The following is a 13,306-nucleotide window of genomic DNA, read 5'->3' as shown; positions in this document are numbered from 1 at the left end:
GATTTTACTTTTCGTTACATATTACTCTTCGAGAAGCCGCTCCGCGTCTACGGTTTTTTTCCGTTCACCTACTTACCTGCTCTAAAAACCAATTCATCCGCAGGAGGTAAGTGATCCTTATTTAGCAATTATTCCTACTCTTTAAGTTTAAATACTTACGCTAATGGTACATAATGTTTCCATGCAACTCTCACTAATGGGTGAGGACAGTTAATGAATTAGTAATTTACAATGTTTTTAACTGGATAAAGTATTTTATTTTATTTGGGAATAAATCTGCTAATTCAGCAAAAAATCATGTTGATTATTTGTACAATCTAGAGACTGTAAAAACAGAAATGCTGAACATAAATCTGTATTTAACAGCAAAAAGAAAAACCGATGGAAGAACCGCTAAAAATTTTAGTTGTAGAAAATGATCAGGTAGACGGCTTAATAGTAAGTTTAGCTCTGACTAAAACAGGTATTAAGATGGAAATTGATGAAGTTAAGGATGGGAGTCAAGCCTTCTTTGCCCTAATCCATAATCACTATGATTGCATATTTCTCGACTATCACTTACCAAATCAAGACAGCTTAACATTAATTCATAAATTACAATCTTCAGGGATTAAAGTTCCTTTAGTAATTCTCATAGATTCAGGAGATGAAAAAATAGCCCAAGAGTGGATAAAATTAGGTGCTACCGAGTATTTTATTAAGTCTAAATTATCTCCAGAAACCATAGCTCAAATGTTACGCAGTGCAATTCGTATTCACCATACGGAAATGCAGCTAAATTTAGCAAATCAACAGCTTAAAGAAAGTCGTGAACAGCTAATTTTACAGCAGAAAGAATTCACAGCACAGCAGCAGCATATTCAAGAACAAAACCTCAATATTTTGGAAGCATCCAGTTTAAAATCACTATTTTTAGCCACCATATCCCATGAACTAAGAACTCCCATGAATGCGATTATTGGATTTTCACAGATTCTATTACGTCCTAAATTTGGTGAATTGACAGATCAACAACTGGTCATGGTAGAGAAAATTCTCAATAATGGTAAAGAGTTACTGATCAAGATCAATGAAATTCTGGATTTTTCTCAGCTAGAATCTGGGAAATTAGCACTAAAGCCAGAAATATTGGATTTATCAGCAGTTGTTAGTAACGTAGTTACAGAAATCCGCCCCTTAGCTGAGGCCAAAAAGTTATCTTTGTTAGTCAAAACAGACTTAGAGAATACATCAGTATTTAATGATGCAGCCCGATTACGGCAAATTTTAACTAATTTACTGACCAATGCTGTTAAATTTACAGAATCTGGCAATATTTGGGTAGAAATTCGAGAAACACCTAAAAATCAAGTTACAATAACTGTTAAAGATACAGGAATTGGGATTGCTTCTCAAGATTTTCAAAACATTTTTGCAGCATTTCATCAAATTGATCAAGGTATCAGCCGTAAATATTCAGGGACAGGTTTGGGTTTGGCTATTATTGATTCACTAGTGGGGATAATGGGAGGAAAAATATGTGTTGAAAGTCAATTAGGAGTGGGTTCAACGTTTAAAATAGAATTACCCCGAAGAATCAATTTAGCAGCAGATTTAGGTAATGTAGTTTTTAGTTCTCATCAGCATCATTTTCATTCTGTATATTCCCCGAACAAAGCTTTAATGAATTATCCTCATATCAGGTTGTAGATTACCAAAAAGTTAACTATGTCTAATTTAAAAAAAGACCGAATTTTGTCTGTTGATGATGTCCAAGATAATCTCGATGTAGTGAGAACACTTTTAGAAAGTGAGGGATATCATGTTGATTCAGCTACCAATGGTCAAGCAGCTTTAGACAAAGTAGCAGAATTACCACCGGATTTGATTATTTTAGATGTGATGATGCCGGGAATAGATGGTTATGAAGTTACACTACGGATTCGGAATAATCCCGAAATCAACTATATTCCGATCTTACTCCTGACAGCTTATAACGAATCTAGCGTTGTTAAAGGTTTAGATGTTGGTGCTGATGATTTTATTTGTAAACCCTTTGAGACAGAAGAACTATTAGCAAGAGTGCGATCGCTGTTAAGATTAAAGCACAGTATTGACGAACAACGAAAAATGACACTACAGCGAGAAGACTTTGTTTCTCGTCTCACCCATGATTTACGTACTCCCTTAGTAGCCGCTGATCGAATGCTAAATTTATTTCTGCAAGAAGTCTTTGGTCAGATTCCTTCAGAAATGAAACAACCGATTCATGTGATGATTCGCAGTAATCAAAATCTTCTGGAAATGGTGAATACATTGCTAGAAGTTTACCGTTTTGAGGCTGGGAAAAAAACCCTCAACTTTGAATCATGTAACTTAACAACAATTGCGGCTGAAGTAGTCAGTGAACTAACTCCCCTAGCACAGGAGAAAAACTTAATTTTAAAATTGGATACCCATGAATTAAGCCCAACTGGAAATAATGGGGGCATAGTTAACGGCGATCGCTTAGAATTACGACGAGTGTTTAATAATTTAATTGGTAATGCGATCAAATTTACTGATACAGGTAGTATAGAAATTCGCATTTTTGAAACCTTATCCCCAATCAATCATCTTAGTGAAATAGTCATCGAAGTTCAAGATACAGGTTATGGCATTGCGGCAGAAGATCAGGGAACAATTTTTGAGCGCTTTCACCAAGGCCAGAATAAAAGATCAGGTAGTGGTTTAGGACTACACCTTTCCAGCCGGATTGCTGAAGCACACAGAGGTAAAATAGAACTTTTCTCCGAACTGGGTAAAGGTAGTATATTCACAGTCAAATTACCTAAAATCACTGAATAATTATTAATGAATGTGCTGCACTTCTAAAGTTGAGCATAGCTCAAATTTTCTACCTAGTAATCGGTAGATAATTGCTGCCAATTCCTCAATCATATAAGGTTTAGTGATGTAATCATCAAACTTTGCTTCTAGAATATGTTGTTTATCTTCACTCCCAGTTAAAACAGTAACAGCAACCACGGGAATATGACAAGTTAATGATTCTTGCTTTAGATATCGAATAACGTCTAGTCCACTCATACCTGGTAAAAAAATATTTAATAAAATTAAATCAGGTTGGTGTTCTTTCGCCATAAATACTGTTTTTGAACTTTCTTTTTGACAAATAGACTGACAACCAAGTAACTCAAGGGTATAACCCATTAGCAGTAGACTATCATCATGATTTTCTACCACTAAAATTAAAGGCTGTTGATGTTTTTTCCGTTTCTCATCACTCATGAATGAATGCGCTAGATACATCTCGTCTCCAGAGTAGTTAATGGGGAGTAGTGGTTTTTTTGGGCATAATAGACAAACTTGTAAATCCTCATTGGTTATTATCTCAACCGATTTGTAAGCATTCAGCTATCAGCCAAAAGCCAGAACAGCAAAAAAGAGGAAGTGTTAATTTCCTGTATTTCTGGATTAAAAGCTGTATCAGATGACAACTGACGGCTAAATCCTGACACCAATTTGAACAGGAAATAAAAATCCAGCTTTAATACTTTTAGCAGATATATTTTGATTATATGCAAAATTGTCAATAAATTTATTTAGAAAAATCAACAAATTCATAACTCGTGTAAAATAGTTGACACAACCTCTTTTTGTGTAATCTAGCAGGTTACCCTAAGAGGATGTTTGAAAAGTATCAGAATTAATTGAGATCCCCCCAACCCCCCTTACAAAGGGGGGCTAAATTCCTCAAAGTCCCCCTTTTCAAGGGGGATTTAGGGGGATCTGCGGGTGTCAGATCCCACACGAAAAAGTTTTCAAACAACCTCTAAGGACAGGCTACACCAACAGCGGTAGGCAGTAAAACCTTTTTGGTGTAATGCTATAGTATGTTACATAAATAAGTGTGATCAAAAAGTTGTGCATCATTGCCTGTTTCAACAGAGAATAATTTGACTATGGATTTTGACTATTTCCGAACCAACGAAAGTAATAACACCAATAAGAACTTTCAACACTTGTTATCTAGTGGTTGGCGGCCATTTCACAGAGATTTTGATTGGGAATACTTCGGTAAAATTTTATTTCATGATACTCAAGAATTAACCCAGAAAAGTATTAATTTAGCCAGCTATTATGCTGATGCTCTAGCGAGAAAAGAGTATGCTTGGTGGGCAAATATTTTAAATTTAGCTTCAGATTATACCCGTGGTGAATTCCAAAAATATTGGAATTATATTACACCAGATATGCTCACCCCAGAACATCGCCATAAAGACTTTTTGACAACAGAAACACCTCTCGTTCAATTTGTCAGTCGTAATAGTATTCCCATTGACTATGTTCTGAATCTTCTCCAAGAAATAACCGTTTTACGAGTTTTGAAACTATTAGAACGTCCTGATGTTATCACTCAATATTACTCAGAAAGAGACTTTTATTTCCCCGTTGAAAAATTTGTGAATTGGGAAAGGTTAGATGTAGTTAATACAGTTTATGCCTATTGGTCAGAACATGATATTTGGCTACAGATTGAAGCTTATGAAAGAGGTAGAAGAAACTACACTTTAAGCATATTCTAGCCTTATTAGATGGGACATTATACCAAAGCGTAATTGATGAATCTGTGATGCAAATGCAACAAAAATTAGTAATACTAATGACTTGTAATACCACAGGAAGATTAGATCCAGCCATGTTACGTAAAGGTAGGGTAGACTTAATCTGTGAGTTTAGCAAAAAATTTGTTTAATAAAACAAAAAACAAGAAACAAGATCCCCGACTTCTCTAAGAAGTCGGGGATCTAAATAACACTAATTACCTGCACTATGAATAAACAAGAACAACCAGTAACGCGATTATTTTCTCACCTAAAGTTTGATGATAATAAATTTCAACATCAACCTGGTAGTGTTTTTGGAAATACAGCTTTAATTGTCGGAACTACTATTGGGGCGGGGATTATTGGCTTACCTGCGGTAACTTTACCATCTGGGATTATACCATCTACAATCCTACTTATTACTGTATGGCTGTATGCTTTAATTTCCGGTTTATTAGTTGCAGAATTGACTTTAAATGTGATGAGAGTTGAGGGTATTTCTCATATAGGTTTATTAGCAATCATAGCCAAGATTCTCGGTAAACCAGGAGCGAGAATTGCCGGAATTGCCTATATATTTAACCACTATGCCCTCTTGGTGGCATATATGACTGAAGGTGGAAAAATTTTAATAACCACAGTTGATCAAGTTTGGGAATTAGAACATATTTCACCTCAGTGGGTAGGAACAGTAAGTTTTTTTCTAGTATTTGGTAGCCTAATGTATTGGGGTAAAGATAGATTAGTAGAAAAGATTAATGGTATATTTATTATTATTTTACTAATTGCTTTTTTTGGTTTATTAATATTAGGGGGAATGCAATTCCAAAACTCTCAACTTTTAGTCCAAAATTGGCAATCTATTGGTAATGCTGTTGCTGTTATCTATGTAGCAATGTTCTTTCATAGTATTGTTCCATTGGTTGTAACTCAATTGGAAGGAGACATTCCCAAAATTCGCCAATCTATGATTATTGGTTCAGTGATTCCCTTGTTCATGTTTCTAGCTTGGAATGCGGTTATTTTAGGCTGCATGACTCCAGATATTTTATCGCATAATCTCGAAAATGAGAAAGTATTTGATCCACTGGAAATTCTCCGAACTGGTCAATCAGGAGAATGGTTTGCTGTGTTATTATCAATTTTTTCTGAATTTGCAATTGTGACATCATTTATTGGGATTACTTATGGGTTAACAGACTTTTTTCAAGATATTTCCATCATTACCAAAAGCGAAATTTCTCGTTTACCTCTCTATTCCTTAGTGTTGCTTCCACCTCTGAGTTTAGGAACATTTAATCCTACCATCTTTTTTCATGCTCTAGAATATACTGGCGCATTTAGTGCTTCCATTTTAGGAGGAATTATGCCAGCATTAATGAGTTGGAAACAAAGTCAAACACCAGAATTTACTAATGGTAACTATCAAACCCTAGTTCCTGGGGGAAAAATAACATTAATATTGATTATGGTCGGGGCATTATTTTTAATATGTAGACAAATTTTGGTAATATATCAATTCTAAAAATGAATAATTTTCGGTTAATGAAAATTAGCAAATTTCTGAGTAAGCTGATAAAAAGTGAATAAAACCTCTCTTATCGGATAATGACAAGAGAGGATTTGGAGCTAAAGTCCGGTAGGGTAATCGGGCTACTTAATATTTAATATTTATTCGGCTTGAATCCAGTCCCCCCTAAGATATATAAAATGATGATTATCATCTGCAATTGGTATCATTTACGAATTTGCATAAAAAAATCCCTTGTTTGTATAGTGCAAACAAAGGGATATACTGTTAAAGTTCGTCAGGTGATCGGAATATTTAATTATTTAATATTTATTGGGTACGTCTTGATTCCTCCATTGGGTAGATAAAAATTTGTGATATGAAGATATTGTTGTATATTTTTAGACTATTAACATAAATACATTTATTCATATATCATATTCATGAAGAAATCATGAATTTATCGGCGTTGCTGAATTGAGGTATGAAATTCCCAAATTGAACCTTTAAAACTCAAACCTCAGTGCGTCTTTGCGCCTTTGCGTGAGACTAAAATTCATACCCTTAATCAGCAACGCCCTAATGTGAAGGTCTACAATTTTCTGGTAAGTGAATTACATTTAATTTCGTGCAGAGACGTAAAGAGAAATCAAGAGTGTTAAAATCTAACTAAGACAATAGATGGAGTAACTCTGATGCTACAAGTTAAACATCAATTTCAAAGCTTTGAAGAATATTTATCTTATGATGATGGTACAGAAAAACTTTATGAATTGTTTAATGGAGAGTTAATTGAAATGCCCCCAGAATCAGGAATCAATGTGCAAATTGCTACATTTTTATTAATTCAATTTGTCTCTCTCTTGGGTCATAAAAGAGTGCGGGGACATGGTTTGGAATTGGAAGTCAGAGGAGAACCGAGAAACCGTTATCCTGACCTGACTATTATTCGAGAAGAGCATATTCAACAATTAGCAAATCGGAACACTATTCGCCTATCAATGCTACCACCTTTATTGGTTGTTGAAGTTGTTAGTCCTGGGGAATTACAAAGAGATAGAGATTTCATTGCCAAACGTCTACAATATCAAGATTGTGGTATTCCTGAATATTGGATTATTGACCCCCAAACCCAAAGCATATTGGTTTTAGAGTTAATTAACAAAATTTATCATGAGATTGGGATTTTCTCCGGTGATGATTTAGTTTTATCTCCACAATTTAATAGTCTAAATTTAAAAGTATCTCCAATTTTTGCATAAGGATAAACAAGAAAATCCTGTTAATCCTGGTATGGCTTGCGCCACGCTACGCTACCAGACAATATATTTGTAGGGATAAAGCGTAATTCTCAACCCCTACCAGCTTTTTCAAGTCAATTTACTCTTCATCCATTTTAGCCATTAACGCTTTAATTTGCTTATCTAAGCGAGATTGATTATACTTGGCAAAGCTACCTACTGAAATCTGCGATAACACACCTGCAACTGTGGTTAATGAACCGTCATGGATCTTACCAGTAAATACTAAACCGATACCTACTGAGATGAGGATGAGATGAACCATTTTCGCAACCCACCAAGTGTAAAATACCACATTTTGCTGATCATTTAAGGTTTTAAGTTGTTTGTGGTGGTGGTAGTTTTTGAGCATAATCTTCTTTTTTCTGTTGTTTACTTACAAGTTCATATTGACTCTTGTACTAAAAAATGGCATACTCAGATCATGGTCAAATATGATCTGATCACAAGAAGATGGAAATTCAGACATGGAGCAACAAGAAAAAACACTAAGGGCTTCTTCGGATGGGATTGAAAAAATTAAGGCAGCAATGAAAAAAGAAGGATATACTCAAAATTCTGCCAAGACACCAATATATAAAGTTACTAAACAAGAATTAGAACGCTATATAATAGAAAAAAATATAATCAATTCAAATACAACGCAATTAGATAATCAAAAGTTAGCAGTGTTATTAGATCAACATCTGCACATTTTTTCAGGTTATTCAAACATAAGTAAATCTAGTAGGGATATAGTAAGAACATATATTGAGCAAGTAAAAGCGCCAATACAACTTGATAACTTTCTTAGAGATTTAGAAGATAAACAAGTGACTGCGTTCCAGTTAACTGATGCAAATTGGCGAACATTTTGTACTGGAAAAGATGCACGCAAAAGTAAACAAAAAGGGCAAGAAAAACTATTACCAGAATCAGTTTTCAATGCCTTTTGTGAAATTTTAGGTTTAAACCCAGATGAAATTGCTTATAAACCAGATAATACTATTGAATTAGAAGACAAATTAAAACTCTTTAATCATGAAAGGCAAATTAATTTACTAATTGAAAAAGTGCAAGACGGTAAAAATACTTTTTTAATTTCTAATGATTGTCTATATAGTCGTAGTTGGATGTTGCACCGATTAGAGAAAGCAATTGAAAGTTGTTTTCTTCAAACTAAAACTAAAATCAATAAATATTCAATTATCACTCTTAATAGTTCTAGTGAGAATATCCATACACAATTAAGTACAAGTATTACTAACTTCAAATCTATTTTTCATAAAAATGACATTTACAATAAACTTAAACAACAACATATTATTCTTGTAATTAATATTGATCATTATTGCTATGATATCGAAAATATCAACAAAATATATGATTTCCATCAAACTATGTATCAGGCAAAATCACCTGATAATGATGGGCATTTGTTAATGTTTTTATTAGCCACAGATAAAAATTTACAAAATCAATTACAAAATCAAAGCTATATTCATGAAAATATCATAGAATTACCAAACGCTGATTATCGTCCATATCATTTAATTAATCTATTGAATATGGAAGAATTAATGGCCAATGAAATAATTAATAAATGTCAAAATAATGCACAAGAATTACTTGTTGAGTTATATAAATATTTAAACATTGATAGAAATCTTACAACTTTAAAAATTTGGAGTAATTACCCATGGAATTAAAATACACCGGAAAAATACACCCTCCCTCTGGAGGTATTTGGAACGAACAAGTAAACCGCAAACTATACCCATACTATCCTGATAATGGATTAAAAGAAGCGGTAAAGTTAGCAATTCAACTCAATCGGCCTTTACTATTAGAAGGTGAACCTGGATGCGGAAAAAGTGAACTTGCGCGCGCTGTATTTTATGAATTTAGTCAAAGAGAAGGAGAAAATTGGCATTTCCGACTGTGGAATATTCAATCAACTAGCAAAGCGCAAGATGGCTTTTACACCTATGATTATATTGGCAGATTACAAGCTGCACAAATAGCAAAATTAGAAAAATTAAAGAGTACAAACCCTGAAGATTATTTAGAATATGGTCCATTAGGTCATGCTTTTTTAGAACATGGAAAAACAGATAATGTCAAATCTAGAAATATCGTCTTAATTGATGAAATTGATAAGGCTGATATAGACTTTCCCAATGATTTATTATTAGCTTTAGAAGACCAATGTTTTGAAATTAAAGATGTGCGTCCTCGACGGTGGTTAACAGCTAATAAAGATGCACCACCAATTATTTTTATCACTTCTAACCAAGAGAAAGAATTACCTAATGCTTTTCTCAGACGTTGTTTATATCATTATGTGGAATTTCCGAAAAAAGACGATTTGATAGAAATTATCAATGGCAGATTTTCAGCACCTCCTGAAACATTAATAAATGCTGCAATTGGTCGTTTTTTGGCTTTGCGAGAAGATATGAATGATAACAAAGAAGAAACAGATAAAAAAGTCAGTACCAGTGAATTAATTGATTGGTTTCAAGTCTTAAACCTTCATATTAGAAATGAGGAAAATGAGATTGATGATAAAAAATTAAATGATATTATCAAAGAACTTAAAAACAAGAAACTTCCCTATAATGGTACTTTATTAAAAAATCGCCAGGATAAACAAGAATATGGAAAATAATGTCTGAATCAGGTGGTTATCGAGCGAAGTCGAGATAATATCCAGGATTTAAGGATTTACAGGATAATCTTTACTTCGTTTATCTCGTTTACCTCGTTACCTCGTTCCCAGTCTCAGACTGGGAATGCTATCAAAGAGGCTCTGCCTCCTGTACTATACAATCAATAAAGGCAGAGCCTTTAAAATTCGTTCCCATACAGAGTATGGGAACGAGAAAACATCCTCTTAGTGAATAACTATGCTAAAATAGAAGCACTATGAAAAATCCATTATTACTAAATCTATTTCTGGAATTACGTGCCACTGGTTTACCTCTGACTATAGACCAGTATGATTTGGCATTGATGGCTTTGTCTAAGTCTGTTGACATAGTATTAAATGATAATAAACCAGCTATTAAAGGGGTTTTACAAACGGTTTGGGTAAAGTCTCGCAAACAACAGGCTTTATTTAATCAATGTTGGGACGAATTTAATCAGAAGTCTATTTATAAAAATGCAAGGATAGAGAGTCAATCTGATGCTTCTACATTAAAACGAGAAAGACAAAAACCAGAAATAGAAAAAATACCCCAACCTGCTTTAATTAATGATGAACCAGAATTACCACAACCAGCCGCAGAAATAGCACAATTTAATCCTGATTTGCCTGATGATCATGGAGTTGGTACTTCTGTAAAAACGAAACTCAAAGAAGTTTATTATTTACCTATTAGTCGTCAGAAATTACAAAGAAGTTGGCAGTTATTAATACAGAAATTAACTGGTAATGTTCGCCAAATAGACATTCTTAATACAGTTATAGATATTACTAAACACGGATTTTTTACTCAAGCTGTTTTTACTTATCCTAAAACTAAATATCGGGAAGTTGTGCTATTAATTGATCAAGGTGGTTCAATGACTCCATTTCACCCATTTTGTCGTCAATTCCAACAAATTTACCAAACTGCAAAAGTTTATTATTTTCATAATAGTCCTACTGATGAACTTTACCATGATCCGCAATGTTGGCAAGGTCAATCTGTTACATCTATATTATCTAAATTTTCTCCACAACATACTCTAGTAATTATTATCAGTGATGCTGGCGCTGCGCGTGGCCGCACTGTACCCGATAGGTGGGAAGAAACTTATGATTTTATTACACAATTAATTCCTAAAACTAAAAAAATAGCTTGGTTAAATCCTTTACCCCCTTCCCGTTGGGTAGATAATACGGCTGAGGAAATAGCTAAAATAAATCCTTCAGTTCCTATGTTTGCTTTGGAGACTGGGGAGTTTCAAAGAATGGTGAAATGGTTATCAAGTCGAAACCTAACCCCCCAACTCCCTTCCCTCCCAGGGAAGGAGGAGGAAGAAAGAGGTTCTTCAGATGATTTATGGAATTATGGATTTGATGCTAATGGTAGAATAGCGGTATTTGAAAAATTATTAGGAAACTCACATTTAAAATTTGCGTCTTATGCTGCTTTTCCTTTGGTTTTAACTCCAGATTTACTTTATTGTTTATACCGTAAATTCTTCTATCAAACATCTGATCTTCTTTGGTATGTGGTTGCTGATTTATTATTATCAGATTTATGTCAACAGGTTGATTTTGAATTATATGAAATGGAACGGGAAGTGAGAAATGAATTACTCAAAAGACTTCCTAGAAGAAACCGCAAACAAATATTAAAAGAACTTTCGGATTTTCTGATTCAATATATTAGCCGCCAAGTTAGTAACCAAAATCAAAATAATGACTTAAATCAAGTGCAACAATGGGCAGCTTTGAGTTATGTTGAAAAAGGTAGTCAAGCTGCAAAGGAATTAGCGCGAAAATTACAACAGGCTTATTTAAGCAATAATAAAGGTGAGTTGGTGCGGTTATCGTCGGTAATTGAAACTTTAGCTGAACCATTAAAAGAAAACTATCAACCTTTACTGAAAATAGCACAAGGTTATCGTGCTGTTGTCAGGGGTGATGATAAGGGAGTAGAAGCAAGTCGGAAAATATTCAAGTCAGAAACTATTGAGGTTGAGGGAATAAAGTTAAAACGTCCAGAAATTAATTTTGGAAAAGTCCGGTTACAAAGTTTTGATTTTGATGTCATTACTGTTAACCGTCGTGGTGAAGAAACGAAACGAGAAACTCAACAAAATTATTATTTTCAAGAAAGTCTTCCAGGAAATATCACATTAGACATGGTTGCTATCCCCCGTGGTAAATTCCTCATGGGTTCACCGGAAGACGAACCAGGACGCTATGATGATGAAAGTCCCCAGCATGAGGTGACGGTACAACCTTTCTTTATGGGGAAATATCCTGTGACGCAAGCGCAGTGGAAAGCAGTCGCAACCAAGTGTCCACAGGTAAACCGAGAACTTGAACCGAACCCGTCAAAGTTCAAAGAAAATAAACAAGAAAATAATTTACCGGTTGAACGAATTACGTGGTATGATGCAGTAGAGTTTTGTAAGAGACTTTCTCAACTGACTGGTAGAAAATATCGTTTACCGAGTGAGGCTGAGTGGGAATACGCTTGCAGGGCTGGAACGACGACACCTTTTCACTTTGGGGAAACTATCACAGGTAAGTTAGCAAATTATAGTGCTACTACTATCTATGGTGAAGAACCTGAAGGTGAATATAGAGAAAGAACAACTCCGGTAGGTAGCTTTACAGCTAACGCCTTTGGGTTGTATGATATGCACGGGAATGTTTGGGAATGGTGTGATGATCATTGGCACGGTGATTATAATGATGCTCCCACAGACGGCTCGGCATGGATAGAGTCCAATAGCGTTGAAGAGGGCGCAGTACGGCTGCTGCGCGGTGGTTCTTGGCTCAACTACCCTGGAACTTGCCGTTCTGCGTATCGTAACTACTATGACCCAGATGGCAGGGGCAACGACACTGGGTTTCGGTTAGTAGTTTCCGGCGCAAGGACTCTTTAGTTCTTTACACTCTTGCCCTTTTGCACTTTACGCTTTTTTCTTTTCCCTTCTTCTGGTTGTCGCCTCTGGCGACTCGATTTTTTTGCTTTTAATTTTTGTAGTCTTGGCACGACTTACATATCATTATCTATGAGGTATGGGGATTTGTCAAGTATTTTTTGTCTGATCAGGATTTTCTGGTTACTGAGCGATAGCCTGCGTGGTGTAGCCATAGTCGAAGTACAGGATTTGATATTACTTAGGAATATGAATTAAATAAAGTGCAAAAGTAGGGTGTGTTAGCGACAGCGTAACGCACCATTTCAGGTTAAGTCAGA

General features: G+C 34.8%; 9 protein-coding genes and 1 pseudogene. 8 read left to right on the top strand and 2 right to left on the bottom strand.

Going from position 1 to position 13,306, the window contains the following annotated elements; all coding sequences use genetic code 11:
- Positions 1-381: 381 nt before the first annotated feature.
- Positions 382-1,689 carry an ATP-binding protein gene (locus FJR06_RS21980; protein ID WP_168652273.1) on the top strand — a complete coding sequence of 436 codons (1,308 nt, stop codon included), beginning with the start codon at positions 382-384 and terminating at the stop codon, positions 1,687-1,689.
- A gap of 18 nt (positions 1,690-1,707) precedes the next feature.
- Positions 1,708-2,826 (top strand): hybrid sensor histidine kinase/response regulator, encoded by a 1,119-nt coding sequence (locus FJR06_RS21975; RefSeq protein ID WP_168652272.1) that lies wholly within the window; start codon positions 1,708-1,710, stop codon positions 2,824-2,826.
- A 3-nt stretch (positions 2,827-2,829) separates the two neighbouring features.
- On the opposite strand, the gene FJR06_RS21970 is transcribed toward FJR06_RS21975, so the two are convergent.
- On the bottom strand, positions 2,830-3,288 hold the full coding sequence (locus FJR06_RS21970; RefSeq protein WP_148763928.1) for a response regulator: 459 nt from the start codon (positions 3,286-3,288) through the stop codon (positions 2,830-2,832).
- A gap of 653 nt (positions 3,289-3,941) precedes the next feature.
- Here FJR06_RS21970 and FJR06_RS21965 point away from each other — a divergent pair.
- The 3 genes and pseudogenes from FJR06_RS21965 to FJR06_RS21955 all read left to right on the top strand — a co-directional run bounded on the left by FJR06_RS21965 (position 3,942) and on the right by FJR06_RS21955 (position 7,358).
- Positions 3,942-4,735, top strand: a pseudogene (locus FJR06_RS21965) (hypothetical protein).
- Between the two features lie 77 nt (positions 4,736-4,812).
- Entirely contained in the window at positions 4,813-6,111 is a 1,299-nt protein-coding gene (locus tag FJR06_RS21960) for an amino acid permease (RefSeq protein ID WP_168652271.1), read from the top strand.
- A gap of 680 nt (positions 6,112-6,791) precedes the next feature.
- Positions 6,792-7,358 carry a Uma2 family endonuclease gene (locus FJR06_RS21955; protein ID WP_168652270.1) on the top strand — a complete coding sequence of 189 codons (567 nt, stop codon included), beginning with the start codon at positions 6,792-6,794 and terminating at the stop codon, positions 7,356-7,358.
- 118 nt (positions 7,359-7,476) lie between these two features.
- Here the strand turns inward: FJR06_RS21955 and FJR06_RS21950 are convergent, their stop codons facing one another.
- Entirely contained in the window at positions 7,477-7,749 is a 273-nt protein-coding gene (locus tag FJR06_RS21950; RefSeq protein ID WP_168652269.1) for a hypothetical protein, read from the bottom strand.
- Between the two features lie 115 nt (positions 7,750-7,864).
- On the opposite strand from FJR06_RS21950, the gene FJR06_RS21945 reads away from it, so the two are divergent.
- From FJR06_RS21945 to FJR06_RS24575, 3 genes are all read left to right on the top strand, one after another.
- Positions 7,865-9,085 (top strand): hypothetical protein, encoded by a 1,221-nt coding sequence (locus tag FJR06_RS21945; RefSeq protein ID WP_168652268.1) that lies wholly within the window; start codon positions 7,865-7,867, stop codon positions 9,083-9,085.
- The gene (locus tag FJR06_RS21940) at positions 9,076-10,047 is read left to right on the top strand and encodes a MoxR family ATPase (RefSeq protein ID WP_015078452.1); all 972 of its coding nucleotides are present in this window, start codon (positions 9,076-9,078) and stop codon (positions 10,045-10,047) included. The genes FJR06_RS21945 and FJR06_RS21940 overlap by 10 nt, the downstream gene beginning before the upstream one ends.
- Positions 10,048-10,304: 257 nt before the next feature.
- Positions 10,305-12,989 (top strand): formylglycine-generating enzyme family protein, encoded by a 2,685-nt coding sequence (locus FJR06_RS24575; RefSeq protein ID WP_168652267.1) that lies wholly within the window; start codon positions 10,305-10,307, stop codon positions 12,987-12,989.
- Positions 12,990-13,306 lie beyond the last annotated feature (317 nt).

It is taken from the genome of Dolichospermum sp. UHCC 0352 (assembly GCF_009711925.1).
Lineage (GTDB): Bacteria > Cyanobacteriota > Cyanobacteriia > Cyanobacteriales > Nostocaceae > Dolichospermum > Dolichospermum lemmermannii.
The sequence above is the reverse complement of the archived record's forward strand: the minus strand, read 5'-3'. Positions and strand labels throughout refer to the sequence as shown.

Excerpts from the sequence above, each read along its gene's own strand:
- FJR06_RS21980 (WP_168652273.1), top strand. The coding sequence starts at position 382 with ATGGAAGAACCGCTAAAAATTTTAGTTGTAGAAAATGATCAGGTAGAC.
- FJR06_RS21975 (WP_168652272.1), top strand. The coding sequence starts at position 1,708 with ATGTCTAATTTAAAAAAAGACCGAATTTTGTCTGTTGATGATGTCCAA.
- FJR06_RS21970 (WP_148763928.1), bottom strand. The coding sequence starts at position 3,288 with ATGTATCTAGCGCATTCATTCATGAGTGATGAGAAACGGAAAAAACAT.
- FJR06_RS21960 (WP_168652271.1), top strand. The coding sequence starts at position 4,813 with ATGAATAAACAAGAACAACCAGTAACGCGATTATTTTCTCACCTAAAG.
- FJR06_RS21955 (WP_168652270.1), top strand. The coding sequence starts at position 6,792 with ATGCTACAAGTTAAACATCAATTTCAAAGCTTTGAAGAATATTTATCT.
- FJR06_RS21950 (WP_168652269.1), bottom strand. The coding sequence starts at position 7,749 with ATGCTCAAAAACTACCACCACCACAAACAACTTAAAACCTTAAATGAT.
- FJR06_RS21945 (WP_168652268.1), top strand. The coding sequence starts at position 7,865 with ATGGAGCAACAAGAAAAAACACTAAGGGCTTCTTCGGATGGGATTGAA.
- FJR06_RS21940 (WP_015078452.1), top strand. The coding sequence starts at position 9,076 with ATGGAATTAAAATACACCGGAAAAATACACCCTCCCTCTGGAGGTATT.
- FJR06_RS24575 (WP_168652267.1), top strand. The coding sequence starts at position 10,305 with ATGAAAAATCCATTATTACTAAATCTATTTCTGGAATTACGTGCCACT.